Here is a 24,838-nt window from a genome sequence, read left to right on the forward strand (position 1 = left end):
AACAGCCGAGCTACGCGTCCTCGCGCTCGGGGTTCTCCAGCTGGAAGAAGTTGGACTGCGAGCCGTCTGACTTCGTCTCCTGATAGATGAAGTTGAGCTTCCGCTCGTCGAAGGTGCGGAACCAGTCGTCCCAATCGAGGTGCTCGAGTAGCTCGGAGTCGCCGCCGAAGTCGAAGCGCAGCACTCCGGCGCGGTCGCCGTGCTCGGTTCCGCTCACGGTCGCGGGCACGGCATTGCGCGCCTGCGCCCACTGCCTGATCACCTCGTGGTCGGTGGTGACGAGGCTGCGGCCGTCGCGCTCCGGCTTGTCGCCCGGCGACGTGATCTCCTGCGAGTACTTCAGCGAGTCCGACGAGTTGTCGCCGGTGTTGATCGTGGAGGCCATGAGGTCATCTCCTTCGCTTGTCGATTCCCCCGGGCCGTACCCGCCGTCTCGAGCCGCTATTCGCGCTGCCCGGCGTCGTCGCCGCCGAGGTGCAGAACGTTCTTGGCACGCTGCAGCGCTTCGGCTCCCAACGCCTCGGCCGAGTCGACCACCGCGCCGACGCGCAGCGGGTCGCCCTTGGCCAGAGCCGCGAGGGTGTTGTTGCGGTACTCCTTCGAGATCTTCGGGGGAAGCGGCGGTGCGTTGCGCGTGACGTAGGCGTCGATCAGCGTGACGCCGTCGTAGCGCAGCGCGTCGTCCCACGCGGCCGCCGCCTCGTCGTCGGAGCGCACCCGGATGCCGCGGAAGCCGAGCAGCTCGGCATAGCCCGCATAGTCGACCGACTCCACGTCCTGCGAGCCCGCCCAGACCGGATTCGCGTCCTCCGTGCGCATCTCCCACGAGACCTGCGCGAGGTCGTCGTTGTGCATCACCGCGACGATGAGCTGCTTGTTCGGCCAGCGCGAGAGGTACTTCTTCACCGTGATCAGCTCGTTCATGCCGAGCATCTGGAAGGCGCCGTCGCCGATCGTGCAGATCACGGGCCGGTCGGGGTACGCGAACTTCGCCGCGACGGCATACGGCATCGCGGCGAGCATGCTCGCGAGGCGGCCCGACAGGTCACCGCGCATGCCGCGCCGCAGGCGGATGTGGTGCGCGTACCAGTCCGCCGTCGTCCCGGCATCCGCCGTCACGATCGCGTTCTCGGGCAGGCGCTCGTTCAGCTCGAAGAAGACGCGTCGCGGGTTCACGCCGTCGGGGAAGTCGACCATCGCCTCTGCGCGCATCTCCTTCTCCCAGTTCTGGAAGCCCTCGGCGACGCCCTGCTGCCAGCTGAGGTCGCTCTTCTGCTCGATGAGCGGCAGCAGCGCGTCGAGCGTCGCCCCGACGTCGCCCCAGAGGTTCGCCTCGGTGGGGTAGCGCACGCCGAGCTGCTCGGGCTTGAGGTCGATCTGCACGGCACGGCACTGGCCGCTCGCGGGCAGGAACTCGCCGTAGGGGTAGTTCGTGCCGAGCAGCACGAGCGTGTCGCACTCCTTCATCTGCGCAAGGCTCGGCCGCGTGCCGAGCAGCCCCAGCTGCTGGGTGTGGAACGGGATGTCGGAGGGCACGACGTCCTTCCCGCGCAGCGCCGTGACGATGCCGGCGCCTGCCTTGTGCGCGAGCTCGATCACCTGGCTGGTCGCGCCGCGCGCGCCCGCGCCGACGAGCAGCGTCACCTTGCTGCCCGCATTGATGACGGATGCCGCAGCCGAGAGCGCCTCGGGGGCGGGGACGATCCGCGTCGTGGCGGGCGCCGAGCTCGAGCGCGACACCCAGTGAGCGGCGCCGGGCTCTGCGGCATCCATCGCCTGCACGTCGTGCGGCAGCACGATGACCGCCGGCTGCAGGCGGGCCTGGGCCGTGCGGAATGCGGTGTCGACGACGGCCTCCGCCTGCTGCGGCGACACGATCGTCTTCACGTAGCACGCGACATCGGCGAAGACCCGCTCGAGATTGCTCTCCTGCTGGGTGAACGTGCCGAGGGCGTCGAGGCCCTGCTGGCCGACGATCGCGACGACGGGGACGTTGTCCATCTGGGCGTCGTAGAGCCCGTTGATCAGGTGGAACGCTCCGGGGCTCGACGTCGCGACGCACACCCCCACCTCACCCGTGAACTTGGCGTGCGCCGTCGCCATGAAAGCGGCGATCTCCTCGTGGGTGGGGCGGATGTACTCGAGCCCGTCGCCCTTCATATCGAGCGTGCCGAGCGTGCCGTCGAAGGCGCCGATGCCGTCGCCCGGGTAGCCGAAGACGCGGGTGACGCCCCATTCCTTGACGCGGTCGATGATGAATTCGCTGACGGTCTTGGCCATGACGGGTCCGTACCCAGCTGCGAGTCAGGCCAACGCCACCTCGACGCGGCCGCCGGAGACGCGGGCACGGAACTGCGGCTGGGGCGCGGTGGCGGGGCCATGCACCACGGCCCCGTCTTCGAGGGCGAAGGTGCTGCCGTGCCACGGGCAGGTCACGCACGGCCCGAGGCCCGGCTCATCGTTCAGCTCGCCCTCGTGCAGCGGGCCGGAGAGATGCGAGCAGGCATCCGCCAGCGCGAGCACGCGCTCGCCGTCCCGATAGAGCAGCACCGGCACGTTGCCGACGAGCCGCTGCCGCAGCTGACGCTCGGGCAGCTCGCTGAGCAGCCCGAGATCGTGCCAACCCTCTGGTGCGAGATGGGGCACGGATTCGGTGTGATTGGCGCCCATCGCCTGGCGGTAGGCGAGATGGCCGCCCAGATAGCCGCCGACGGATGCCACGACCAGACCGGCGAGAGCGAGGCGCTTGCCCGCCGTGCGCTTGCCGCCGAGGCGCGCGAGGAAGGAGGCGCCGTAGAGGGCGACTGCGACGGTGTTCGACGCCCAGTGCACGACGCCGACGCGCTGCTGCTCGGGGTGCGCCGCGGCGAAGTCCACGGCCCCCGCGGCCGCGGCCGGGGCTGCGGCCGCCGTGCCCGCGCCGATGAGCGCGGTGGCGGGAACCCAACCGCCCGGCAGCAGATCGAGCACGTTCGCCGACATCCACGCGCCGAGCGGGAACTGCACGAGGAAGGGGTGGGCGGGGTGCCCGATCGGCACGCCGTGCAGCAGGTCGCGCACGGGGCCCGCGGGGATCAGCTTCTGCACGAGGCCCGAGAGCGGCTGGGCGACCGCGTCGAGGCGCTCCTGCCCCTCGATGGACTTGATCAGTCGGCCGACCGCGCGGCCGGCATCCGTCAGCGTCTTCGTCGTGAACTGCACCATGCGCACGACGGTAGGCACTGGCGGGGGCCTGCGCCAGCGGTTGACACGGCGCTCGCCGTTATGCGCCCGCCGCCTTCTTCACGAGCTCGACGATGCGCTTCTCGTCCTCCGCAGAGATCTCGGTGATCGCGAACGCGGTGGGCCACATGGTGCCGTCGTCGAGCTGCGCGGCGTCGAAGAACGCGAAGTTGCCGTAGCGCACCTTGAACTTCGCGCGCTCCTGATAGAAGCAGACCACCTTGCCGTCGGCCGTGGCGTAGGCGGGGCTGCCGTAGAAGGTGCGCGGCTTCAGCTGCGGGGCCACCTCGGTGATGATGGCGTGGATGCGCTCGGCGTTCGTCTTGTCGGGCTCGTCGAGGCTCGCGATCTTGTCGAGCACGGCCTGCAGCGCCAGCGCGTCCGATTCCTGCGCTTTCAGCTCCTTCGCGCGCTGGCGCATCGCCGCGCGCTCCTCGGCAGTGAACCCGGTCTTCTTCGTGCTCGTCGTCTCTGTCATGCGCATCATTGTGGTCGGCGAGCTGGCCCGCGCGCTTCTCGAGAACTGCTCTATCCGCCCGGCAGCGCCGGAGAGTACAGCGTCGCCCCCGGCCGCAGCGCCAGCTCGTCGCCCACACTCGCCACGTCGCGCCACAGCACGAGCACCGCGCGGCGCTGCCGCCAGGCGAGGAAGTGGGCGATGAGCCACGGCCGGTTCACCCCGGTGCGCTCGTAGCCGAGGAACGAGCTGCTGCGATGCGGGCTCACGATCAGCCCGTGCAGGCGCGCCTCGGCGAGCGCGCCGGTGCCGCTTCCCGACGGCGGCCCGTCGAGCACGAAGCGCACGTCGACGACGGCGCCGAGGTCGCCGCCCGCGCCGTCGCGCACGCGCAGCCCGAGCAGATCAGTCAGGAGCATGGCGTCCCCCTGGGATCCGGCCGATGACCTCTGACCGCGCCCACCGCTCGGGCCAGCTCGCCTCATACTCGTCGGCGGGCTTCGCGACGCGGATCACGACGTCGACGTCGGTCACGTCGCTCCACGGCTCCTCCTCGAGGTGGTGCCGGCGCGGCCGGCCGCCGAAGATCCGGGTCCACAGCGGCGCGCCCGAGAGCAGCGCGACGATGCGCGGCGATGCCCCGGGCTCGACGCCGTCGAGCTGCACGTCGTCGACGGTCGTGATCGGCACGTCGGAGGGGTCGACCACCTGCCGGTCGAGCAGGTGCAGGTGCGCGTCGATGACCTGCCCGCGCGGCGACTCGTCGACGGGCAGCTCGGGCCGTGCATCCGTCATCTCATGCCCCCATTCCCGAGACGATCATGAGCGGTATCGCCGCGATCGACGCGGCCAGGATGAGCACGAGATAGACGAGCCCGAGCGCATTCGTCCCCTTGCCGTTCACCGCGTCGCCCATGTACTGCGGGTCGTTCGCGACGATGAGGATCGGCAAGTAGGTCAGCGGCAGCGCGAGCGCAGAGAACACCACCGACGCCTCGGTGACCTGCACAGGGTCGACGCCCGTCGCGAGGATCCCGAGCCCGATGAGCAGCGACACGATCATCACGAGGTGGAATCGGGATGCCTGGGAAGGGCGGCGGAACTTGCCCCACGGCCAGCCGAAGTACTGCGCGAGCGTGTAGCCGCTCGACAGTGCCGTCTCGAGCGCCGCACCGAACGTCGCCGCCACCATGCCGAGGATCACGATGATGAGCAGCAGCGTGCCGCCCGCCTGCGCGACAGGCATGGCGACCTGCGAGAGCGACTCGACCTGGATGCCGCGCGGCAGCAGCACGAGCGTTGCGCACACGGCGATCGACAGCGACAGCAGGCCGCCGAGCGGGAATCCGATCAGCACGTTGGCGCGCGACTCGGCGAGGTCGCTCTTCGTCCACCCCTCCTCGCGGGCGCCCGATGAGAAGAAGAACACCTCGTACGGCGTCATCGCCGCGCCGAACAGCGCGACGGCGTAGTACCAGTAGGTCGACGGGTGCTCGCTGGACGGCATGAGGGGCACCGCCTTCTGGGCGAGCGCGCTCCAGTCCGGGTGCAGCAGGAACACCGCGACCGCGAAGGCGACGAGGCACAGCCCGAGCAGCCCCACGACGTTCTCCATGATCGAGAACTTCACCCGCCACAGCACGATCCACACCGCGACGGCCGCGACGGGCATCCACAGCAGGGGCTGGATGCCGCTCGCCAGCTGCAGGGCGAGCGCGATGCCGCCGACCTCTGCGGTGAGGGTGAGCAGATTGATGAGGAACGAGGCGCCCAGATTCGCGAGCCCCAGCCGCGGCCCGAGCCGCTCGCGGATGATCTCGAACGTGGCCCGGCCGCTGACCGCTGCGACGCGCCCCGACATCTGCGCGAACACGATGATGCCCACCACGCCGACCGGCAGGACCCAGGCCAGCGCGAGGCCGAAGCGCGAGCCGACCACGGCGTTCGTGACGAGGTCGCCGATGTCGACGAAGCCGCCGATCGCCGTGAGGATGCCGAGGAAGATGCCGAGCAGCTTGCTCACTCGGCCTCCCCCGCCTGGGCGATGATCTCGCGCTTCGTGTGCGTGATCGTGTCGCTCGCGTCCCGCAGTTCCCGGCGCGCCTGCGACCAGCGGATGCCCGCCTCTCCGTTCGCGGCCGAGCGGGCGTCCTTGAGCGCCGGGTCGAGCGACGAGATCGCGTCGTCGGCGCTGCGGCGCCAGCGGCGCTCGTCGGCGGTGCGCGGCTCGATGCTCGCAAGCTCGGTCTGCTGCTCGCCGAGCTTCGTGAGCGCGTCGTCGATCGCGGTGTGGGCGTGCTGCGGCGTCGTCTTCCCCTCGCTCAGCTGGCGCACGGCGAGCAGCGCGGTCTGCGCGCTGCTGTCTGCGGAGGAGAGCCCGCGTTCGAGCCGGCCGGGCACGCCGCCCGAGTCCGGAACGCAGCCGGTCAGTGCGGCGGCGAGGGCGGCGGCGAGGCATCCGCTGATGCAGCTGGCGGCGGTGCGCCGTCTCGTGGTCATGCCCGGGTGGTCCCCCGGGCATTGGGGAAGTATGCGCATTCGCCGCAGTGACCCCTCCGGGCCGGGCCTGACCCGGCTGCCCGGCGATGAGCCGCGCTACGTCGACCCCGACGGCCGGCCCGTGAGCGACGCCGAGGTGCTCGCGCGCATCGAGTCGCTCGTCATCCCGCCGGCATGGCTCGACGTCTGGATCTCGCCGTACCCCGACGGCCACATCCAGGCCGTCGGCACCGACGCAGCCGGCCGGCGTCAGTACCTGTATCACGAGGAGTGGCGGCGGAAGCGCGATGCCGTGAAGTTCGAGCGCATGCTCGAGCTGGCCGAGGCGCTGCCGAGCGCGCGCCGCTCGGTGACGCGCGATCTGCGGCTTCCAGGGATGCCGCGCGAGCGCACCCTCGCCGCGGCGTTCCGCATGGTCGACCGCGCCGCGCTGCGCATCGGCGAGGAGCGCTACCGCCGCGCCTACGGCACCCGCGGCCTCACCACCCTGCTGTGCCGCGACGTGACGATCGACGGCCCCGAGATCGAGCTGCGCTTCCCGTCGAAGAGCGGCCAGGGCTGGGACTCCTGGGTCCACGACCCCGAGCTCGCGGAATACCTCGGGTCGCTGGTGGAGCGGCGCCGCCCCGGCGCGCGCCTGCTGGCCTGGCGCGATCAGCGCTGGCACGCCCTGCGGCCGGCGGACGTCAACGAGGACATCCGGCTGCGCACGGGGGTCGAGGCGACTGCGAAGGACTTTCGCACGCTGCGCGGCACGATCGTCGCCGCGGACACGCTGGCGCGTGCCGGCCGGGCAGAGACCCGGCGGGCACGGGATGCCGCCGAGCGCGAGGCGGTGAAGCGCGCGGCATCCGCCCTCGGGAACACGCCGGCCGTCGCCCGCGCGAGCTACATCGACCCGCGCGTGTTCGACAGATACCGGAACGGGGAACTACTCGACGTGAAGCGCTCGCCAGAGGCGGCGCTCGTGAAATTGCTGACATGAGATTGCTCACATGACGCCGGCCGCCACCCGCGGGTCGACTCGGCGAAGCCGACCGCAACGCGGGTCGACTCGGCGAAGCCGAATGGAGACCAGGAAGAAGGAGAACACAATGCCCGGAGCGAAGGACCTGCCCAGCACGCTGGAGCGCTCGCCGAAGCACGCCCAGGAGATCTGGGTGAAGGCGCACGATTCCGCGCTCAAGGAATACGGCCACGGGCGCCGTGCGCAGCAGACGGCGTACGCCGCTCTCAAGCACGAGTACGAGAAGGTCGGCGACCACTGGGTCGAGAAGGGCCGCAAGGGGCCATCGGATGCCGGTGCCGCACAGCGGGGGAAGAAGACCGAGGGCGGCGTCGACGCGAACGCCTCGAAGGCGCATCTGATGGACGTCGCGAAGAAGCTCGACATCACCGGCCGCTCGTCGATGACGAAGGACCAGCTGGTCGACGCGATCAAGAAGGCCAACGGCGCCGCCACGCGGAAGGCGCGCAGCTAGCGGACACGCCGCAGGCGGAAGAGTGAAGAGTTCTTGCGACCGGCGCGGGGTCCGCGGTTCGTGCGGCGACACCAGATGCCGTTTCGCTCCGGCCGCCCTTCGCGCCGACGACACTAGATGCCGTTTCACCCCGGCCACTCTTCCCGCCGACGACACTAGATGCCGCTCTGACCGTCTGGGAGCTGCATCTACTGTCGCCGCACGGAGTTCGTAACGGCAGGTACTGTCGCCGCACGGAGTTCGTGCCGCCGCACCGAGGTCGTAACAGCAGCTACTGTCGCCGCACGGAGTCCGTAACGGCAGCTACTGTCGCCGCACGGAGTTCGTGCATCTACTGTCGCCGCGGGGAGTTCGTAAGAGCATCTACTGTCGCCGCACCGAGGTCGTAACGGCAGCTATCGTCGCCGCACGCGCGCCCCTGGGCATCAGGTGCGTCCGCTCCTCGGGCGGCGACCGAGACCGAGCGGGTCGCCGGCACCGCGGCCGCCGCTACGGTGGGCTCATGCCGTACACCGTCGACTTCGTCAACGTCAGCACCACGGGTCTCGAATCGTCGCCCGTCGCCGAGGCGCTCGCGGGCCTGCGCGCCAACGAGGCGCGCTATTTCAAGAACAAGTACGACCACGACTTCACCGTGGTGCCCGCGGCCGAGGCATCCGACGACCTCGCCCGCGTCGAGAAGGTGCTCGCCGACGAGCGCGACATCGTGATCGCCTCCCCCGCCCTCGAGGTGAGCCGCTTCCGCGTCGCAGACATCGACTGGACCTACGTCTTCTATCAGTCGGGCCTCTCGATCAACGTGCTCTACACGCTCGGCGACGCGGGCAAGCGCGCCGTCGGCTTCAAGCTGTCGCAGGGCATGGATGTCCCGGCCGAGCTCGCCGACAGGTTCAAGTTCGCCCGCCAGCGCTCGAAGCTCGCCGGCGAGATCCGGGGGTCGTTCTTCGTGATCAAGGGCGAGTACTGACCCGGCTTCGCGCAGGGCAAGGCAGAAAGAGCAGAAGAAGCAGAAAAGGCAGAAAAAGGCGGGGTTTCGCCCACCAAAAGCAGAACCGCCGTGCTTCCGCAAGGGGGTTTCACCCTTCTTCGCGGCTTGGTCTGATCGAAGGCAAGTAGTCGAACAGCGCGCTACGCCACTCGTTTCAGAAGTACGGAGTGACAGCACATGAACGGCAACACCACGAACAGTGTGGCAACCCTCGAGGCCCGCCGTCGTCGCAGCGAAGAGACCACCGCGGCATTCGACCAGGTGCGCACCTGCACCCCGCGGGAGCGGATGCGGATCGAGAACCAGGTCGTCGTCGCGCACATCCCGCTCGCAGAGTCGCTCGCCCGCCGCTACTGGCGCGGCGACGACGACTACGGCGACCTGCGCCAGGTGGCGCTTCTCGGCCTCGTGAAGGCGGCCCGCCACTACGACCCCGAGCGCGGCACGCCCTTCGTGCCCTACGCGGTGCCGACCATCGACGGCGAGCTCAAGCGCCACATCCGCGACCACGGCTGGCTCGTGCGGCCCGGCCGCCGCATGCAGGAGCTGTGCTCGGCCCTGATGCGCGCCCGGCCGCGCCTCGCCCAGCAGTTGGGGCGCGAGGCATCCGATCAGGAACTGGCAGACGAGCTCAACGTGACTGAACAGGACGTCCGTGCCGCTCGCGCCTGCCTCGACGCGCAGTCGCCCGTCACGGTCACCTCGGCCGGCGACGACGAGGACACGCCGTCGCTGATCCCGTCTTATATCGATCCCGATTTCGATCGCGCCGAGCTGCGGGCCATGCTGCAGCGTGCCCTGCTGCGGCTGAACCCGCGCGAGGCGCTCATTCTCGAGCGCCGCTTCGCCGAGGAGAAGACGCAGGCCGAGATCGGCGAGGAGCTCGGCGTCAGCCAGATGCAGGTCTCGCGCCTGCTGGCGAAGATCCTCGATCGGCTGCGCCACGAGCTGGGCGCGACCTTCCCGCAGGGTCTGCAGGACGCGGCCTGACGAGCGCCAGCGCCGCAGCGAGCATCTCATCGGCCGACACCGCGAGCAGCGCCGGGTCGGGCACGTCTGAGAAGACGTCGCCCCGCCTGGCGCTCTCGTCTGTCAGCACGCGGTGCGGCCCGGGCGGCGGGCCCCACTCGCTGGGCGGCGCCGGGCCGAAGACGATGACCGAGGGCACGCCGTAGGCCGAGGCGAGGTGCGCGACGCCCGTGTCGACGCTCACCAGCACGGCCGCGTCGGCGACGAGGGCCGCGAGCGCGTCGAGCGGCAGCGCGCTCTCGCCCGCGAAGACCAGGGCCGAGCGGATGCCTGCGAGCCGCGCCACCTCGCGCGCGCGCTCCCCCTCGGCCGGCCCCGCGGTGACGACCACCTCGAGTCCGCTCGCGGCGAGCCCGCGCGCGACGGCGGCGAAGCGCTCTGGGGGCCAGCGACGGGCACCGTAGAAGGCGCCGACGTGCACGACTCCGGCGCCGGGCACCGCGGGCGGGGCGTCCGGAACCCCGATCGCCACGTCGTCGGCGCTCGCCGGGAACCCATGCCAGCGCACGAGCCGCGCCCAGCGCTCGCGCTCGAGCAGGCCGTCGACCCATTCGGGGCCGGTCCACGGCACCCCGTCGGCGCCCGGGCCCGCGTGCCCCAGCCGCCTGGCGGGCGCCAGCGCCTCGAGCAGCGCCGTGCTCTCCGGGCCCCGCCCGTGCAGGTTGACCGCGACGTCGACCGAGCCGTGCCACTCGAGCGGCGCGTCGAGCCCGGGCGTCGGCAGCAGCTCGATCGCCGGGTCGACGAGGCGCACCACCGGCTCGAGCCAGCCGGGCGCCGCGAGCACGAAGCGGTGCGCCGGGTGGCCGCGCCGCAGCGCCTTCAGCGCGGGCACCGCGACGAGCAGGTCGCCGAGCTTGAGAGCGCGCAGGGCGAGCAGGACGGGTCGGTCATCGGCCATGGCCTGCCGGTACCCGGGTGAGCTCGTTTGAGAAGCGCTTCGCTCGGGAACTGGCCCGGCATGGCTCAGGGCACCCCGCCGCAGCTGCGCGGCATCCTCTTCGATCGCGACGGAACGCTCGTCGTCGATGTGCCCATGAACGACGACCCGACGCGGGTGCAGCCGCTGCCGACGGCCGCCGACGCGGTGCGCCGGGCGCGCGCGGCCGGTCTCTTCGTCGGCGTCGCGAGCAACCAGCCCGGCATCGCCACCGGCGAGCTCAGCCGCGACGGCCTCGATCGGGTGAACGGCCGCATCGAGGCGCTGCTCGGCCCGTTCGACGGCTGGTTCGTGTGCACGCACGCGAAAGACGCCGGCTGCCTCTGCCGCAAGCCTCAGCCGGGCCTCGTCACCCAGGCGGCGCGCGCCTGGGCCGTCGCCCCGTCCGAGCTCGCGCTCATCGGCGACACAGCCGCCGACGTCGGCGCCGCCGCGAATGCGGGCGCGCTCGGCGTGCTCGTGCCGAACCCCAGGACCCGTCGTGAGGAGGTCACTGCCGCGCCGACCGTCGCCACGACGGCGATCGAGGCCGTCGAGCGGCTGCTGGCGCACGAGCCGCACGCCGCACCCGCCGTCGACCCGGTCGGGGTGCATTCGTGACCAGGGTGCTCGTCGCCCGCCTCGACTCCGCGGGCGACGTGCTGCTCGCGGGCCCCGCCGTGCGCGCGGTCGCGGCGAGCGGTGCTGAAGTGTGGATGCTGGCGGGGCCCGCCGGCGCGGATGCCGCGCGCCTGCTGCCCGGAGTCACGGGCGTGCTCGTCGCGGCGGTGCCGTGGGTCGGCGACGCCACCCCGTTCGACGCCGCGGCCCTCGACGAGCTGGTCGGGCGGCTGCGCGCAGCGGAGTTCGACGAGGCCGTCATCCTCACCTCCTTCCACCAGTCGCCGCTGCCGCTCGCCTACACGCTGCGGCGCGCCGGCGTGCGCACGATCACGGGGGCGTCGACGGATGCCGCAGGCGATCTGCTCGACCGCCGGCTGATTCCCGGCGAGGACTTCGACGAGGACCGGCCCGAGCCGCTGCGCGACCTGCGCATCGCATCGGCCGCCGGCTATCAGCCCGCCGACGACGACGATCTGCTGCTCGAGGTGCGGCCGCGGCCCGACGTGACGGCGCACCTCGCCGAGCTCGGCGAGCTCGGCCAGTTCGTCGCCGTGCACCCCGGGGCCGCGGTTCCGGCGCGCACGTGGCCCGCCGAGCACCATGCCGAGCTGGTGCGGCAGCTGGTCGAGCGCGGCCATCGCGTCGTCGTCACGGGCGGCCCCGGCGAGCGCGAGCTGACAGCCTGCGTCGCGGGCGACCGGGCGCTCGACCTCGGCGGCCGGCTCGCGTTCGCGGAGCTCGCGGGGGTGCTCGAACGCGCCGCCGTCACCGTGGTCGGCAACACGGGGCCCGCGCACCTCTCGGCCGCGGTCGGAACCCCCGTGGTCAGCCTCTTCTCCCCCGTCGTCCCGTCGATCCGGTGGCGGCCGTACGGCGTTCCGATCGTGCTGCTCGGCGATCAGCAGGCCGCCTGCCGGCTGAGCCGTGCACGCGAGTGCCCCGTGCCCGGGCATCCGTGCCTCACCTCGGTCACGCCGGGCCACGTCGTGGCCGCCGTCGAGCAGCTGCTGCCCGCGGCCGCCGGGGTCAGGGGGCGCTGATGCGGGTTCTGCTCTGGCACGTGCACGGCGGCTGGATGGACGCCTTCGTGCAGGGCGGCCACGACTACCTGCTGCCCGCGACCCCCGCGGGCGGGCCCTGGGGGCTCGGGCGCGGCGGCCGCGACTGGCCCCCGAACGCCGTCGAGGTGGCTCCGCAGGAGCTGCGGGCGGCCGACGTCGACGTCGTCGTGCTGCAGCGGCCGGAGGAGCTCGGCGTCGCGGAGCGCCTGCTGGGCGGCCACCTCGGCCGCGACATCCCCGCCGTCTATCTCGAGCACAACACGCCGCGGCGCCAGGTGCCCGACACCGTGCACCCGATGGCCGGGCGGGGCATCCCCCTCGTGCACGTGACCCGCTTCAACGCGCTCGTGTGGGACAACCGCGACGCACCCGTGCGCGTGATCGACCACGGCGTGCCCGACCCCGGCTACCGCTACACGGGCGAGCGGGCGCGGCTCGCGAGCTGCGCCAACGAGGGCGTTCGGCGGCGACGGGTGCTCGGCACCGATCTGCTGCTCGACTTCGCGGCGGCGGGCCCCGTCGATGTGTTCGGCATCGGCGCGGACGAGGTGCCGCAGGCGCTCGGCGCGACCGCCGCGCGCCTGCCGCTCGCCTCGGGCGGCGACCTGCCGCCTGCGCGGCTGCGCGAGGCGCTCGCCACGCGCCGCGCCTATGTGCACCCGGCGCGCTGGACGTCGCTGGGGCTCTCGCTCATCGAGGCGATGATGCTCGGGATGCCCGCCCTGGTGCTCGCGACGACGCAGGCGGCCGAGTCGATCCCGCCCGAGGCCGGCGCCGTCTCGCTCGACGTGCCGCGGCTCGTGGCATCCGCCCGCCGCTATCTCGACGACCCCGACCGCGCGCGCCGTGACGGGCTCGCGGCCCGCACGGCGGCGCTCGAGCGCTTCCCGCTCGACCGCTTCCTGCGCGCCTGGGACGAGGCGCTCGACGACGCGGTGGGCCGCGTGCGCCGCCGCGAGCGACGCGCCGGGACCGCTGCGCGCACGAGCAGCACTATCAGCACGACCGGCCCAGCCAGCACGACCGGCACGACCGGCACAGCCAGCACGATCACCACGACGAGAGGCACGACATGAAGATCTCGATGATCTCGGAGCACGCGAGCCCGCTCGCCGTGCTCGGGGGTGCGGACGCCGGCGGGCAGAACGTGCACGTCGCCGAACTGGCCCTCGCGCTCGGGCGGCGCGGCGACGAGGTGACCGTCTACACGCGGCGCGACGCCGCCGAGCTCGACGACCGGGTGCCCCTCGGCCCCGGCGTCGAGGTCGTCAACGTGACGGCCGGCCCCGCCGAGCCCGTCGAGCGCGATCGCATGCTTCCGCACATGGTGGCGCTCGCGGAGGGCGTCGCCGCAGACTGGGCGGAGCGCGGTGCGCCTGAGCTCGTGCACTCGCACTTCTGGATGTCGGGCCTGGCCGCACTCGACGCGGTCGCCCGCACCGAGGCGCGCACGGGTGCGCGCGTGCCGACCGTGCACACCTTCCATGCCCTCGGCTCGGTCAAGCGCCGGCACCAGGGCGCCGCCGACACGAGCCCCGCCGAGCGGGTCTGGCTCGAGCCGCGCGTGGGGCGCGAGGCCGACGCGATCATCGCCACCTGCACCGACGAGGTGAACGAGCTCTCGGCGCTCGGCATCGACGGCGCCAAGACGACCGTCATCCCGTGCGGCGTCGACCTCGACCGCTTTGCGGCGCGCGGGCAGCGCGCCCTGCGGTTCGTGCGCCCGACGGTCGCCGTCGTCGGCCGCATCGTGCCGAGGAAGGGCACCGATCTCGTCATCTCCGCGCTGGCCGAGCTGGCCGACCGGGGTGTGGACGACGTCGACCTGATCGTGGTCGGCGGCCCCGATGCGGCGGGCTCCGGCCTGCTTGCGGACGCCGAGATCGCGCGGCTCGCCGAGATCGCCTGCGCGCTCGGCGTCGGCGACCGGGTCCGCTTCCTCGGGCGGGTTCCGCAGCAGGAGCTGCCCGCGGTGCTGCGCAGCGTGGACGCCGTCGTGTGCACCCCCTGGTACGAGCCCTTCGGCATCGTGCCGCTCGAGGCGATGGCCTGCGGCGTGCCCGTCGTGGCCGCGGCGGTCGGCGGCCTGCAGGACACGGTCGTCGACGGCGTCACCGGCCTGCACGTGCCGCCGCGCGACCCCGCAGCGATCGCCGATGCGCTGGGCCGGCTGCTGCCCGATGCGCGGCGCCGCGCGGCGCTCGGGCGCGCGGGCCGGGCGCGCGTCGAGAGCGAGTACACGTGGACGAGCGTCGCCGACCGCACCGCCGCCGTCTATCGCCGGCTGATCGAGAACGTCGCCCGGCCGCTCGCCGGCGCCGGCCGGGGGCGGTGAGCGCCGTGACGATCGAGACCCGGCGCACCGCGCGGGCGCGCGACGGCGTCGGCGAGCACTTCGCCGACCTGGCGGTTCTCGAGGCCGAGCTCGGCCGCAACGCCGACCGCATCGGCCGCTGGGGCGTCGACCTCGCCCGCCGGCTGCTGCGCGGGCAGCGCCTGCTCGTCGCGGGCAACGGCGGGTCGGCGGCCGAGGCCCAGCATCTCGCGGCCGAGCTGGTCGGCCGCTTCCAGGGCGAGCGCCGCGCCTTCTCGGCGATCGCCCTCACGGCCGAGACCTCGAGCCTCACCGCGATCGGCAACGACTACGGCTTCGAGCAGCTCTTCGCCCGGCAGGTCGAGGCCCACGGACGAGCTGGCGACGTGCTCATGCTGCTCTCGACGAGCGGCCAGAGCCCGAACCTCCTCGAGGCGGCCGCCGCGGCGCGCCGCGGGCGCGTCACCGTGTGGTGCATGACCGGCCCCGGGCCGAATCCGCTCACCGAGGCGAGCGACGACGCGGTCGCGCTGGCCACGAGCTCACCGCACGCGCAGGAGGGCCATCTGATCGCCGTGCATGCGCTCTGCCGCGCCTTCGACGCGGCCGTCGCCGCCTGGCACGCGGGGGATGCCCCATGAGCGCCGCCCGCATCGTCGTGGTCGGCGACCTGCTGCTCGACGTCGACCTCTGGGGGCCGAGTCAGCGCGCCGCGCCCGACGGCGGCAACCCGATCGTCGACGTGACGAGCGAGAGCGCGCGTGCCGGCGGGGCCGGGCTCGTCGCGACCCTCTTGCGCGCGGACGGTCACGAGGTGCGCCTCGTGGCCGCGATGGGGGCGGATGCCTCGGCGGACCGCCTGCGCGCACTCATCGGCGACCTCGACCTGATCGCCGCGCCCTCCGGCGCCCCGACGCCCGTGAAGACGCGCCTGCGCGCCGGCGACACGACGGTCGCCCGCATCGACACGGGCTGCGCGGCCCCGCCGCCGCCGACCGTGACGGCCGATCAGCTCGCGGCGCTCGAGGATGCGGACGCCATCGTGGTGGCGGACTACGGGCGCGGGATGACCGCCGATGCGGGCATCCGCTCGGCCCTCGCCGCGCGCGTCGAGCAGCTGCCCATCGTGTGGGATCCGCACCCGCGCGGCACGGCGCCCGTGCGCGGGGTGGCGATCGCGACGCCGAATCGCTCTGAGGCGACCGGCTTCACCGGCACCGCCGACGTGGTGCGGGCCGCCCGCGCGCTGCTCGACGAGTGGGAGCCGCAGGCCGTCGCGATCACCCTCGGCGCCGACGGCGTGCTGCTGCACGACGAATCCGCCCACCGGCTCCCGACGCGCGCCGTCGACGTCGCCGACGGCTGCGGCGCGGGCGACCGCTTCGCCTCGGCCCTCGCCGCGGCTCTCGCGGCGGGCGCCCCTGTGAAGGCCGCGGTCGGCCGCGCCATGGAGGCGACGGGTGAGTTCCTCGCCGCGGGCGGCGTCTCGGCGCTCCGCTCCCCCTCGCCGCAGTCCGACCCGAACACCTCGAGAAAGGAACGTCTATGACTCCCACTCCCGCCGACGGCCGCGTCATCGTCACCGGGGGCGCCTCGGGTCTGGGGGCCGCCGTCGTGGCGGCCCTGCAGGCGCGCGGCGCGACCCCCGTGGTGCTCGACCGGGCCCCCAGCGAACGGGCGGACGTGGCCCAGCGCCAGGTCGATGTCTCCGACTCCGCCGCCGTCGAGCAGGCGGTCGCCGACGTGCGCGCGGAGCTCGGCGGAATCGACGCCGTCGTGACCGCGGCGGGCATCGACCGGCCGGGCAGGCTCGCCGACATCCCGACCGACGAGTGGGAGCGGGTCGTCCGCATCAACCTGCTCGGCACGGCGGCGGTCGTGCGAGCCGCGGTGCCCGCGCTCATCGAGTCGCACGGCCGGGTCGTCACCGTCGCGTCGACGCTTGCACTCAAGGGGGTGAGCGACGCGACCGCCTACTGCGCCGCGAAGTTCGGCGTGGTCGGGTTCAGCCAGGCGCTGGCCGCCGAGCTCGCGGGGCAGGTCGGGGTGACCACCCTGATCCCCGGCGGCATGAGCACGCACTTCTTCGACGGGCGCGACGCGCAGTACGCGCCGGGTGACGACGCGCAGCTGAACGACCCGGCCAATACGGCCAGCGCGGTGATCTTCGCGCTGTCGCAACCGCGCGGCTGCGAGGTGCGCGAGCTGCTCATCGCGCACGAGTCCGAGCCGTCCTGGCCCTAGCCGGCCGCTGCTCAGCTCGCCGCGAGCAGCGCCCGCGCGTCCTCGAGCACGTCCTCGGCGCGCACCTCCGCCACGAAGGAGGCGTCGTGCCCGCAGTGCGGTGCCGTCCACCCGACCTGGAACTGGTCGGCGCCGCACACGGGGCACGCCGTGCGCGCCGCGATGCGCAGCCGGTGCCGCCCGCGAGTGAGCGGCGCGGCCGTGATGACGTTCCCGACCCAGAACACCGACGCCGTCGCGGCGCCGAGCGCCTGGGCCAGATGCCGCGGGCCGCTGTCGTTCCCGACGAGCAGCGCGGCGCGGGCGAGCAGGCCGACGAGGGCGGGCAGGCCGAGCGCGCCCGCCAGGTCGATGACACGATCGGATGCCGCGAGCGCGCACACCTCGCGCGCGAGCCCGCGCTCCCCCTCGTCCCCCACCACGGCCACCCGCGCGCCGTCGGCCGCGAGCCGGGCGGCCACCCGGCCGAACCCCTCCGCCGGCCAGCGCCGCCGCGGGTCGGTCGCCCCGGGGTGCAGCACCACGAGTCTCTCGCCCGGCTGCGCAGGCAGGGCATCCGCCGCCGCCTCGTGGTCGCCCGGCAGCGCGCGCAGGGCGGGCTCCAGGATCACGGGCGCCGCCCCGGCGAGCGCGGCCGCCTCGAGCCCGCGCACGAACTCGTGCTGGAAGTACTCGTAGCCGAAGCCGCGCTCGAGCGCCGGCGCGTCCGGGGTGCGCGCCCCGACCGTGTGCCGCGCGCCGAGCGCGAGCAGGAACGGGTTCGAGTTGCGGCCGCCGCCGTGCAGCTGCACCGCGAGGTCGTACTGCCTGCCGCGCTGCGCGGCGAGGAATCCGGCGACGTCGTCGTTCGTGCCCGCGTCGTGCACCCCGGCGACGCGCGGCAGCTCGCACACCTCGACCGGAAACGGCAGCCGGCCGGGAAGCAGCGCGCCCTGCCTGCTGCTCAGCACCGCGAGCTGCGCCGCGGGGTACGCCGCATGCAGCGCATGCAGGGCGGGCACGGCGAAGAGCACATCGCCGAGGCCGCCTCCGCGCAGCACGGCGATGCGGCGGACGTCGGGGAAGAGGGGGTGCGGCTCCATGCTGGGGAACGTGCCCGGCACGTGTGCCTGCTATGCCCCTGGGGTACCCGGCTGGCATGGCGACTCTGGCATTCCCCGACTTCGGCCGACGCGGCGACGGGGTCGAAGAACTGACCATCACCGACCCGCGCACCGGCGAGCTGGTCGGCACCCTGCGGTGCGCGACCGACGGCGAGCTGCGGCAGGCGATCGACGGCGCGCGCATCGCGCAGGCGCTGTGGGCGCAGACGCCGGCCGAGACGCGCGGGCGGCTGCTGCGCGAGGCGGCGGAGGTGCTCGCCGAGCACGTCGACGAGCTCGCCGAGCTCAACTGCCGCGAGACCGGCCGCAACGAGACCGACGCGCGAGCGGGTGTGCTCGCGGGCGTCGACACGCTGCGCCAGTACGCCGAGCTGGGGCCCGTGCACCGCGGGCACAGCCTCGCCGGCGTGAGCACGGCGAGCGACTACACGCGCTTCGAGCCGCGCGGGGTCGCGATCGTCGTCACGCCGTGGAACGACCCGGTCGCGGTCGCGTGCGGGCTCATCGGCGCGGCGATCGTGACCGGCAACGCCGTCGTCCACAAGCCGAGCGAGCGCTGCCCGCACCTCGGCCAGCGGCTCGGCAGCCTGCTCACCTCGGTGCTTCCCGCCGACGTCATCCAGACCGTGACCGGCGGCCCCGAGGTCGGGGCGCGGCTCGTCGGCGACCCGCTCGTCGACGTCGTCGCCCACGTCGGCTCCTCGAGCTCGGGCCGCGCGATCGCGCGGCTCGCGGGCCTCAGTGGGGCGCACGTGGTGCGTGAGAACGGCGGCAACGACGCGCTGCTCATCGATTCCGGCCTCGACCCCGCCTGGTGCGCCCGCGAGGCGGCCCGCGGGGCGTTCACGAACAGCGGCCAGCTGTGCACGGCGGTCGAGCGCGTGTATGTGCACCGCGAGCTCGCCGACGAGTTCATCGCCGAGCTCAGCGCGATCGCCGCGAAGCTCAACGACGACCACGAGCTCGCGCCGCTCGTCGACGAGCGCATGCGCGCGCAGGTGGACGAGCAGGTGCAGGATGCCCTCGAGCACGGCGCCCGCGCCCTCGTCGGCGGCGAGCCCGACCGCCGCCCCGGCTGCTACTACCCGGCGACCGTGCTCGTCGGCTGCACGCCGGAGATGGCGATCATGCGCGAAGAGACCTTCGGGCCGGTCGCCCCGATCCAGGTCGTCGAGGACTTCGACGAGGGGCTCATCGCCGCCGGCGATGACCGCTACGGCCTGTCGGCCACCGTGCTCACGCCTCAGATAGCCCATGCCGAGCTCGCCATCGCCGAGCTGCCCGTCGGCACGATCAAGATCAACAACGTCTTCGGTGGCGCCCCCGGCGGCTCCGCGCACCCCCGGCGCGACAGCGGCGCCGGCTACGGCTACGGCCCCGAGCTGCTCGACGAGATGAGCATCGCGAAGGTCGTGCACCTCGCCGCCCCGGGCGGGCGGGCCGATGGCTGAGCGCGAGTACGAGCTCGCGCACCGCATCGCCGCGGCGCGCCCGACGGTCGTCGTCATCGGCGATCTCATCCTCGACGACTGGTGGCAGGGCGCCGCCGAGCGGCTGAGCCGCGAGGCGCCCGTCGCGGTCCTCGACGCCGGCGAGCACCACCTCGCCGCGGGCGGCGCCGCGAACACCGCGGTCAATCTGGCCGGCCTCGGCGCCGAGGTGCGCATGGTGGGCGCCCTGGGGCGCGACGAGGCGGGCGATCGGCTGCTCGAGCTGCTCGCCGACGCGGGGGTGGACACCGCCTTCGTCGTGCGCGACGCGGGGGTGCGCACCCCGCGCAAGACGCGGCTCGTCGCGCACGACTCCGTCCTGCTGCGTGTCGACGAGGGCGCCGCGGCGGCCGAGGGCGGCCCCGTGCCCGGAGTCGCCGCCGCGTTCGCGCGGGCGTGCGAGCACGCGGCGGCGATCGTCGTGTGCGACTACGGCATGGGCACGGCGGATGCCGCGCACGCGGCGCTCTCGCAGGGCGAGCACCCCGCGCTGCTGGTCGTGGACGCCCATGACCTGGCGGCGTGGCAGCCGGTATCCCCCGACCTCGTCACCCCCGACTTCGCCGAGGCCGAGCGCCTGCTCGGCACCCGCTGGGCGCCGGGCGGCGAGCCCCGCCGCGCCTGGATCGCCGCGCGCCGCGACGACCTCATCGCCCGTTCGGGCGCCCGCCGCGCCGCGGTCGTGACCCTCGACCGCGACGGCGCGAGCGCGCTTCCCGTCGGCTCTGAGCCGCCCGTCGACACCTATGCCGTTCCCGGCCCCGCGCACCAGGCCTCAGGTGCGGGCGACACCTTCACGGCGGCCCTCACCGCCGCGGTCGCCGTCGGCACCGGGCTCGACGAGGCGACGCGCTTCGCCCAGTGCGCGGCCGAGCTTGTCGTCTCGAGCCCCGGCACCAGCTGCTGCACCGGCGAGGACCTGGCGCTCGCGTGCACCGGCGTGATCGCCGATCACGAGCGGCTTCGCGAGGTCGTCGCCGCCCACCGCCGGCGCGGCCGCCGCATCGTCTTCACGAACGGAGTCTTCGACATCCTGCACCGCGGGCACGCGAGCTATCTCGCCGAGGCGCGCGCCGCGGGCGACCTGCTCGTCGTCGCCGTCAACGCCGACGCCTCGGTGCGCCGGCTGAAGGGCCCCGAGCGGCCGATCAACCCCGAGCGCGACCGGGCGGAGGTGCTGGCCGAGCTCGCATCCGTCGACCTCGTCACGATCTTCGACGACGCGACGCCCGCCGCGCTCATCGAGTCGCTGCGACCCGACGTCTACGTCAAGGGCGGCGACTACACCGAGGCGATGCTCGCCGAGGCCGAGATCGTGCGCGGCTACGGCGGCGAGGTGCGCCTGCTCGGCTATGTGCGCGACCACTCCACGACCGAGCTCGTCGAGAAGATCAAGAGCGCGCCGAGCGCGGCCCGCGCATCCGGTGCCGGCGGCGCCCGCGGTGCCGGCGGCGCCCGCGGTGCCGGCGGCAGCGACGTCCCCGCCGCCCCGACGCGCGCGCGACGCGGCAGCGAGCGCTGGGCCTCTGGCGAGCCGGCGTCGGGCGGCACGCTCGACGTGCTGATCCCGACCCGCGACCGCCCGGCCGAGCTGGCGGTCACGCTCGCGGGGCTGGCTGCGCAGGACGACCCCGCGTTCCGAGTCGTCGTGAGCGATCAGAGCGACGGCGCGCCCGACTGGGAGCACCCCGCGGCCGCTGCGATGCTGCGGGTGCTCGAGGCACAGGGGCACCCCGTCGACCGCCTGCGCAGCCTGCCCCGCCGCGGACTCGCCGAGCACCGCGAGCGGCTTCTCGAGCATTCGCTGCGCACCGCGCCGGGCGTGACCGAGGTGCTCTTCCTCGACGACGACGTCTGGCTCGAGCCCGGCCAGCTCGCACGGCTCGTCGAGGCGCGCCGGAAACTCGGCAGCGGCTTCGTCGGCGAGGCGGTGCAGGGCCTCAGTTTCCTGGGCGACGAGCGGCCGGACGAGACCGCGGCGTTCGAGCCGTGGCCCGGGCCGGCAGAGCCCGAGCGCGTGCGCTCGGGCGCGCCGCAGTACGAGCGCTGGCCGCTGCACAACGCCGCGAACCTCGCTCACGTCGCGCAGGGGCTGAAGCTCGCGCCGCCCGACTGGGTGCCCTACAAGGTCGCCTGGGTGGGCGGCTGCGTGCTCTACGAGCGCGCGGCTCTCGTCGAGGCGGGCGGATTCCGGTTCTGGCGCTCGCTCGACGAGGAGCACTCGGGCGAGGACGTCGTCGCGCAGTGGCGGGTGATGGAGCGACGCGGCGGGGCGGGCATCGTGCCCTCGGGCGCGGTGCACCTCGAGGCGCCGACGACCGTGCCCGAGCGCGGCCACGACGCGAAGGAAAGGATCGACACGATGAGCGACACCCCGAGCCCCGACGAGGCCCTCCAGTACGTGGCCGGGCAGATCTACCCGGCCAACCTCTCTGCGCTGCTCGACCGTGCGCGCGAGCGCGGTGCCGACGACGCCGCCCTCGAGCTGCTGAGCCGGATGCCGGAGCAGGACTACAACGGCCCGACGGCCGTGCGCCGCGCGCTGATCGAGCTCACGGGCGGTGAGGACGGGCCGCAGGGCTAGCCGCTACGACGCCGCCGCCGTGAGATCGAGCCCCGGCAGCTCTCGGGTGCGCACGACGCGCTCGGCGACGTCGTGCAGCTTGAGATTGCCCTGCTGCGAGTAGCGGCGCAGCACCGAGAACGCGGTGTCGGCGTCGAGGCCGAAGCGCTCCATCAGGATGCCCTCGGCCTGGCCGATCACGGTGCGGGAATCCACCGCCCGCTTGAGGTGCTCGGTGCGCGTCACGGCGGCCAGCGCGACCGCCGAGCGGCGTGCGAGCAGACTCGCGAGCGAGACGCGGCCGGCGTCGAACGCCCCGGGGCGCTCCGAGTACAGGTGCAGCACCGCGAACACCCGGCCGCGCTCGTGCAGCGGCACGGCGAGGCTGCTGGCGAGGCCCATCTCGGCGACCGCATTCGACCACATCGGCCAGCGGTCCTCTGCGCCGAGATCGTCGCTCCCCTCAGGAACGCAGCTGCGCACCGCCGTGCGCCCCGGCCCCTCGCCCAGTGCGCTCTGCAGCTCGACGGCCCGGAACGCCTCGCGTGAGGTGCCGGCGGCCGGCTGCAGCCGCTGGCCTGAGGTCACGATGCTGACCGCGGCCGTGTCGCAGCCGACGGCCTCGCGCCCGATCCGGGCGATGGCATCGGCGACCCGGGACGCGTCGCCCAGGGCATAGAGCTCATCGGCCACGTCTGCGAAGTTGTCGTCGTCGAGGGTAAGCACGACGTCAGAGTACGGACGTCGCAGCGATCGGGATAAGGGGCTTGACTACGGCGCCACGGCCGCGCCGGCGGCGTTCAGGTAGTCGGAGACCTCGTTCTCGTGCAGCAGCACCATGCCGCGGATTCCGTGCGAAGAGCGCTCGAGCGCCTCGAGCCACGGCCGGCTCAGCTCGGGCGGCTTCGGCGCCGAGAAGATGAACTGCAGCGGAATCGCCGGCGAGAGCCAGATGCTCACGCGACCCGAGCCCTGGTCGGCAGGGACGGTCCAGTTGAGCAGGAAGCTCTCCTGTCGGCGCAGCTTCGTCGTGATGGCGATCTTGACGTGCGCGAGCGTGCGGTCGTCGATCTCGAACCGGCCCGAATCGCCGTAAATGAGTGTTCCCATGCAAAAACTCCCCAACCGGCCCACGAGGGGGTGGGGCGCCGAAGCGGCGCCGACGAGGCCGATGCTCAGAAATTAGCACGCGGAAAACGATTCGCTTGATGCACGGCGATTGGCGACCGCGAGCGCCCGGGTAACGCCCCTGTGTGAGCCATGTGACCGCACGTCCCAGAAGTCGCGCCTGGCCGCCGCAGGGCCTGGTCTACGGTGTCGATCCCTCGCGTTTCCAGGATTCCGACGACGACGGCATCGGCGACCTGCCCGGCATCACGGGGCGGCTCGATCACATCGCCGCCCTCGGCGCTGACTGGCTGTGGCTGCTGCCGATCTACCCGAGCCTGCGCCGCGACAACGGCTACGACGTCGACGACCACGAGGGCATCGACGCGCGCTTCGGCACGCTGGAGGATTTCGCGAAGCTGGTCGAGGGATGCCACGCCCGCGGCATCCGCGTCATGCTCGACCTCGTCCTGCACCACACCTCGGAGCGCCACCCGTGGTTCCAGGCCGCGCGACGCGATCGGCACTCGCGCACCGGCGCCTACTACATCTGGGCGGACGAGCCGCTCGACGCCCCCGGCGACGGGCCCGTCTTCCCCGGCGAGGAGGACAGCGTCTGGGCCTTCGACGACGAGGCCGGCGCCTGGTACCACCACCAGTTCTACGGGTTCCAGCCCGACCTCAACCGCGCGAACGACGACGTCTTCGACGAGCTCGTGCGGGTCGCGACGGTATGGCTGCGGCGCGGCGTCGACGGGTTCCGCCTCGACGCCGCGATGCCGGCCATGCGGTCGAAGCCGACGGAGGGCACGGGCGCGGACCCCGCCCGGTTCTACGACCGGCTGCGCGAGCGGCTCAGCGAGGTGCGCAGCGATGTGGCGCTGGTCGCCGAGGCCGACGTCGGCGCCGACGAGCTCGCCGTGCTCGCCGACCATCGGCGGGTCGACGCCGTGCTCGACTTCTCGCTGAACAACGCGATGTTCCTCGCGCTCGCCCGCGAGCAGGCGGCGCCGCTGCACGGGGCGCTCGACGAGCTCGACCGCGCCGTTGCGGCATCCGCCCGCCTCAACTTCGTGCGCAACGTCGATGAGCTCGACCTCGATCAGCTCACCGACAGCGAGCGCCAGGAGGTGTTCGCGGTCTTCGGCGGCGGCCCCGACGCGTTCCTGTACGGGCGCGGCCTGCGCCGCGGCTGGGCTCCGATGATGGGCGACGAGCGCCGCTTCCGCATGACGCTCAGCCTGCTGTTCGCGCTGCCCGGCGCGCCCCTTCTGATGTACGGGCAGGAGCTCGGCATCGGCGACGACCTGAGCGTCGACGGGCGCGATGCATGCCGCCCCGTGATGCAGTGGTCTGCGGCGCGCACCGGGGGCTTCACGCGGGCCCCGGATGCCCCGCTGATCCTGCCGGCGCAGCACAGCGGCCCCTACGACTTCCGCCGGGTCAACGCCCGGGCGCAGGCGGCGGACCCGGGCTCACCCCTCGCGCTCACGCGCAGCCTCGCGCAGCTGCGGCGCCGCATCGGGCTCGCGACGCTGCCGATGAAGCGGCACCCGCTGCCGAACTCCCCCTCGGTGCTCGCGCTCAGCGCCGACGGCTACCTGACCGTGCACAACCTCGGCAGCACCCCGGCCGAGGTGTTCGAGGCCTACGGCGCCGAGCCCGTGCTCGCCGAGCGCTGGAACGGCCACCGCCTCGGGCCGTACGGCTTCGCCTGGCTGCGGCGTTCATAGCTGC

Annotated in this window: 26 protein-coding genes; 14 read left to right on the forward strand and 12 right to left on the reverse strand. The window is 73.4% G+C overall.

Going from position 1 to position 24,838, the window contains the following annotated elements; all coding sequences use genetic code 11:
* Positions 1-10: 10 nt before the first annotated feature.
* From ABD716_RS04750 to ABD716_RS04785, 8 genes are read right to left on the reverse strand one after another with little or no spacing between them, the layout of a single operon-like run.
* On the reverse strand, positions 11-385 hold the full coding sequence (locus ABD716_RS04750; RefSeq protein WP_344774350.1) for a hypothetical protein: 375 nt from the start codon (positions 383-385) through the stop codon (positions 11-13).
* 56 nt (positions 386-441) lie between these two features.
* On the reverse strand, positions 442-2,280 hold the full coding sequence (locus ABD716_RS04755) for a thiamine pyrophosphate-requiring protein (protein ID WP_344774352.1): 1,839 nt from the start codon (positions 2,278-2,280) through the stop codon (positions 442-444).
* 24 nt (positions 2,281-2,304) lie between these two features.
* Positions 2,305-3,204 (reverse strand): Rieske (2Fe-2S) protein, encoded by a 900-nt coding sequence (locus ABD716_RS04760; RefSeq protein ID WP_344774354.1) that lies wholly within the window; start codon positions 3,202-3,204, stop codon positions 2,305-2,307.
* Between the two features lie 58 nt (positions 3,205-3,262).
* Positions 3,263-3,700: a hypothetical protein gene (locus ABD716_RS04765; RefSeq protein ID WP_344774356.1), complete on the reverse strand. Its 438-nt coding sequence runs from the start codon at positions 3,698-3,700 to the stop codon at positions 3,263-3,265.
* 50 nt (positions 3,701-3,750) lie between these two features.
* The gene (locus ABD716_RS04770) at positions 3,751-4,098 is read right to left on the reverse strand and encodes a PRC-barrel domain containing protein (RefSeq protein WP_344774358.1); all 348 of its coding nucleotides are present in this window, start codon (positions 4,096-4,098) and stop codon (positions 3,751-3,753) included.
* A complete protein-coding gene (locus ABD716_RS04775) occupies positions 4,085-4,474 on the reverse strand; it encodes a hypothetical protein (protein WP_344774360.1) in 390 nt (129 codons plus the stop codon). The genes ABD716_RS04770 and ABD716_RS04775 overlap by 14 nt, the downstream gene beginning before the upstream one ends.
* A gap of 1 nt (position 4,475) precedes the next feature.
* A complete protein-coding gene (locus tag ABD716_RS04780) occupies positions 4,476-5,702 on the reverse strand; it encodes an Nramp family divalent metal transporter (protein WP_344774362.1) in 1,227 nt (408 codons plus the stop codon).
* Positions 5,699-6,178, reverse strand: coding sequence for a hypothetical protein (locus ABD716_RS04785; protein ID WP_344774364.1), 480 nt, complete (start codon positions 6,176-6,178; stop codon positions 5,699-5,701). The genes ABD716_RS04780 and ABD716_RS04785 overlap by 4 nt, the downstream gene beginning before the upstream one ends.
* A 31-nt stretch (positions 6,179-6,209) precedes the next feature.
* Between ABD716_RS04785 and ABD716_RS04790 the strand changes: the two genes are divergently transcribed.
* From ABD716_RS04790 to ABD716_RS04805, 4 genes are all read left to right on the forward strand, one after another.
* Positions 6,210-7,163, forward strand: coding sequence for a DNA topoisomerase IB (locus tag ABD716_RS04790; protein ID WP_344774366.1), 954 nt, complete (start codon positions 6,210-6,212; stop codon positions 7,161-7,163).
* Between the two features lie 109 nt (positions 7,164-7,272).
* Positions 7,273-7,659 carry a ChaB family protein gene (locus ABD716_RS04795; protein ID WP_344774368.1) on the forward strand — a complete coding sequence of 129 codons (387 nt, stop codon included), beginning with the start codon at positions 7,273-7,275 and terminating at the stop codon, positions 7,657-7,659.
* A 502-nt stretch (positions 7,660-8,161) separates the two neighbouring features.
* Complete coding sequence (locus ABD716_RS04800; protein WP_344774370.1) at positions 8,162-8,626, forward strand: phage tail protein; 465 nt, start codon at positions 8,162-8,164, stop codon at positions 8,624-8,626.
* Positions 8,627-8,824: 198 nt separating this feature from the next.
* On the forward strand, positions 8,825-9,637 hold the full coding sequence (locus ABD716_RS04805) for a sigma-70 family RNA polymerase sigma factor (RefSeq protein ID WP_344774372.1): 813 nt from the start codon (positions 8,825-8,827) through the stop codon (positions 9,635-9,637).
* Here the strand turns inward: ABD716_RS04805 and ABD716_RS04810 are convergent.
* Positions 9,537-10,577 carry a glycosyltransferase family 9 protein gene (locus ABD716_RS04810; RefSeq protein WP_344774374.1) on the reverse strand — a complete coding sequence of 347 codons (1,041 nt, stop codon included), beginning with the start codon at positions 10,575-10,577 and terminating at the stop codon, positions 9,537-9,539. The two genes, ABD716_RS04805 and ABD716_RS04810, sit on opposite strands and share 101 nt — an antisense overlap.
* A 60-nt stretch (positions 10,578-10,637) precedes the next feature.
* Between ABD716_RS04810 and ABD716_RS04815 the strand changes: the two genes are divergently transcribed.
* The 7 genes from ABD716_RS04815 to ABD716_RS04845 are packed head-to-tail and all read left to right on the forward strand — an operon-like array spanning position 10,638 to position 16,838.
* A complete protein-coding gene (locus ABD716_RS04815) occupies positions 10,638-11,216 on the forward strand; it encodes an HAD-IIIA family hydrolase (protein WP_344774376.1) in 579 nt (192 codons plus the stop codon).
* Positions 11,213-12,259, forward strand: coding sequence for a glycosyltransferase family 9 protein (locus tag ABD716_RS04820; RefSeq protein WP_344774378.1), 1,047 nt, complete (start codon positions 11,213-11,215; stop codon positions 12,257-12,259). Before ABD716_RS04815 ends, ABD716_RS04820 begins: the two co-directional genes overlap by 4 nt.
* Positions 12,259-13,356, forward strand: coding sequence for a glycosyltransferase (locus tag ABD716_RS04825; protein ID WP_344774380.1), 1,098 nt, complete (start codon positions 12,259-12,261; stop codon positions 13,354-13,356). Before ABD716_RS04820 ends, ABD716_RS04825 begins: the two co-directional genes overlap by 1 nt.
* On the forward strand, positions 13,353-14,615 hold the full coding sequence (locus ABD716_RS04830) for a glycosyltransferase (RefSeq protein ID WP_344774382.1): 1,263 nt from the start codon (positions 13,353-13,355) through the stop codon (positions 14,613-14,615). The genes ABD716_RS04825 and ABD716_RS04830 overlap by 4 nt, the downstream gene beginning before the upstream one ends.
* 11 nt (positions 14,616-14,626) lie before the next feature.
* Positions 14,627-15,235: a D-sedoheptulose-7-phosphate isomerase gene (locus ABD716_RS04835; RefSeq protein WP_425553385.1), complete on the forward strand. Its 609-nt coding sequence runs from the start codon at positions 14,627-14,629 to the stop codon at positions 15,233-15,235.
* Positions 15,232-16,143 carry a bifunctional heptose 7-phosphate kinase/heptose 1-phosphate adenyltransferase gene (locus ABD716_RS04840; protein WP_344774386.1) on the forward strand — a complete coding sequence of 304 codons (912 nt, stop codon included), beginning with the start codon at positions 15,232-15,234 and terminating at the stop codon, positions 16,141-16,143. Before ABD716_RS04835 ends, ABD716_RS04840 begins: the two co-directional genes overlap by 4 nt.
* Positions 16,140-16,838 carry an SDR family oxidoreductase gene (locus ABD716_RS04845; RefSeq protein WP_344774388.1) on the forward strand — a complete coding sequence of 233 codons (699 nt, stop codon included), beginning with the start codon at positions 16,140-16,142 and terminating at the stop codon, positions 16,836-16,838. The genes ABD716_RS04840 and ABD716_RS04845 overlap by 4 nt, the downstream gene beginning before the upstream one ends.
* Before the next feature lie 11 nt (positions 16,839-16,849).
* On the opposite strand, the gene ABD716_RS04850 is transcribed toward ABD716_RS04845, so the two are convergent.
* The gene (locus ABD716_RS04850) at positions 16,850-17,941 is read right to left on the reverse strand and encodes a glycosyltransferase family 9 protein (RefSeq protein WP_344774390.1); all 1,092 of its coding nucleotides are present in this window, start codon (positions 17,939-17,941) and stop codon (positions 16,850-16,852) included.
* Between the two features lie 35 nt (positions 17,942-17,976).
* On the opposite strand from ABD716_RS04850, the gene ABD716_RS04855 reads away from it, so the two are divergent.
* Both ABD716_RS04855 and rfaE2 read left to right on the forward strand, forming a co-directional pair.
* Positions 17,977-19,392, forward strand: a complete 1,416-nt coding sequence (locus ABD716_RS04855) for an aldehyde dehydrogenase family protein (protein WP_344774391.1) — start codon at positions 17,977-17,979, stop codon at positions 19,390-19,392.
* Positions 19,385-22,015 carry a D-glycero-beta-D-manno-heptose 1-phosphate adenylyltransferase gene (gene rfaE2, locus ABD716_RS04860; protein ID WP_344774394.1) on the forward strand — a complete coding sequence of 877 codons (2,631 nt, stop codon included), beginning with the start codon at positions 19,385-19,387 and terminating at the stop codon, positions 22,013-22,015. Before ABD716_RS04855 ends, rfaE2 begins: the two co-directional genes overlap by 8 nt.
* A 3-nt stretch (positions 22,016-22,018) precedes the next feature.
* Here the strand turns inward: rfaE2 and ABD716_RS04865 are convergent, their stop codons facing one another.
* Both ABD716_RS04865 and ABD716_RS04870 read right to left on the reverse strand, forming a co-directional pair.
* Positions 22,019-22,720: a GAF and ANTAR domain-containing protein gene (locus ABD716_RS04865; RefSeq protein ID WP_344774397.1), complete on the reverse strand. Its 702-nt coding sequence runs from the start codon at positions 22,718-22,720 to the stop codon at positions 22,019-22,021.
* Positions 22,721-22,765: 45 nt separating this feature from the next.
* Positions 22,766-23,104, reverse strand: a complete 339-nt coding sequence (locus ABD716_RS04870) for a DUF7882 family protein (protein WP_344774399.1) — start codon at positions 23,102-23,104, stop codon at positions 22,766-22,768.
* 152 nt (positions 23,105-23,256) lie between these two features.
* Here ABD716_RS04870 and ABD716_RS04875 point away from each other — a divergent pair, with 152 nt between their 5' ends.
* Positions 23,257-24,834, forward strand: a complete 1,578-nt coding sequence (locus ABD716_RS04875) for an alpha-amylase family glycosyl hydrolase (RefSeq protein ID WP_344774401.1) — start codon at positions 23,257-23,259, stop codon at positions 24,832-24,834.
* Positions 24,835-24,838: the final 4 nt, after the last annotated feature.

It is taken from the genome of Gryllotalpicola kribbensis, assembly GCF_039538245.1.
Taxonomy (GTDB): Bacteria; Actinomycetota; Actinomycetes; order Actinomycetales; family Microbacteriaceae; genus Gryllotalpicola; species Gryllotalpicola kribbensis.

Coding starts and splice junctions, on each gene's coding strand:
- ABD716_RS04750 (WP_344774350.1), bottom strand. CDS start 385: ATGGCCTCCACGATCAACACCGGCGACAACTCGTCGGACTCGCTGAAG.
- ABD716_RS04755 (WP_344774352.1), bottom strand. CDS start 2,280: ATGGCCAAGACCGTCAGCGAATTCATCATCGACCGCGTCAAGGAATGG.
- ABD716_RS04760 (WP_344774354.1), bottom strand. CDS start 3,204: ATGGTGCAGTTCACGACGAAGACGCTGACGGATGCCGGCCGCGCGGTC.
- ABD716_RS04765 (WP_344774356.1), bottom strand. CDS start 3,700: ATGACAGAGACGACGAGCACGAAGAAGACCGGGTTCACTGCCGAGGAG.
- ABD716_RS04770 (WP_344774358.1), bottom strand. CDS start 4,098: ATGCTCCTGACTGATCTGCTCGGGCTGCGCGTGCGCGACGGCGCGGGC.
- ABD716_RS04775 (WP_344774360.1), bottom strand. CDS start 4,474: ATGACGGATGCACGGCCCGAGCTGCCCGTCGACGAGTCGCCGCGCGGG.
- ABD716_RS04785 (WP_344774364.1), bottom strand. CDS start 6,178: ATGACCACGAGACGGCGCACCGCCGCCAGCTGCATCAGCGGATGCCTC.
- ABD716_RS04790 (WP_344774366.1), top strand. CDS start 6,210: ATGCGCATTCGCCGCAGTGACCCCTCCGGGCCGGGCCTGACCCGGCTG.
- ABD716_RS04795 (WP_344774368.1), top strand. CDS start 7,273: ATGCCCGGAGCGAAGGACCTGCCCAGCACGCTGGAGCGCTCGCCGAAG.
- ABD716_RS04800 (WP_344774370.1), top strand. CDS start 8,162: ATGCCGTACACCGTCGACTTCGTCAACGTCAGCACCACGGGTCTCGAA.
- ABD716_RS04805 (WP_344774372.1), top strand. CDS start 8,825: ATGAACGGCAACACCACGAACAGTGTGGCAACCCTCGAGGCCCGCCGT.
- ABD716_RS04810 (WP_344774374.1), bottom strand. CDS start 10,577: ATGGCCGATGACCGACCCGTCCTGCTCGCCCTGCGCGCTCTCAAGCTC.
- ABD716_RS04815 (WP_344774376.1), top strand. CDS start 10,638: ATGGCTCAGGGCACCCCGCCGCAGCTGCGCGGCATCCTCTTCGATCGC.
- ABD716_RS04825 (WP_344774380.1), top strand. CDS start 12,259: ATGCGGGTTCTGCTCTGGCACGTGCACGGCGGCTGGATGGACGCCTTC.
- ABD716_RS04830 (WP_344774382.1), top strand. CDS start 13,353: ATGAAGATCTCGATGATCTCGGAGCACGCGAGCCCGCTCGCCGTGCTC.
- ABD716_RS04840 (WP_344774386.1), top strand. CDS start 15,232: ATGAGCGCCGCCCGCATCGTCGTGGTCGGCGACCTGCTGCTCGACGTC.
- ABD716_RS04845 (WP_344774388.1), top strand. CDS start 16,140: ATGACTCCCACTCCCGCCGACGGCCGCGTCATCGTCACCGGGGGCGCC.
- ABD716_RS04855 (WP_344774391.1), top strand. CDS start 17,977: ATGGCGACTCTGGCATTCCCCGACTTCGGCCGACGCGGCGACGGGGTC.
- rfaE2 (WP_344774394.1), top strand. CDS start 19,385: ATGGCTGAGCGCGAGTACGAGCTCGCGCACCGCATCGCCGCGGCGCGC.
- ABD716_RS04870 (WP_344774399.1), bottom strand. CDS start 23,104: ATGGGAACACTCATTTACGGCGATTCGGGCCGGTTCGAGATCGACGAC.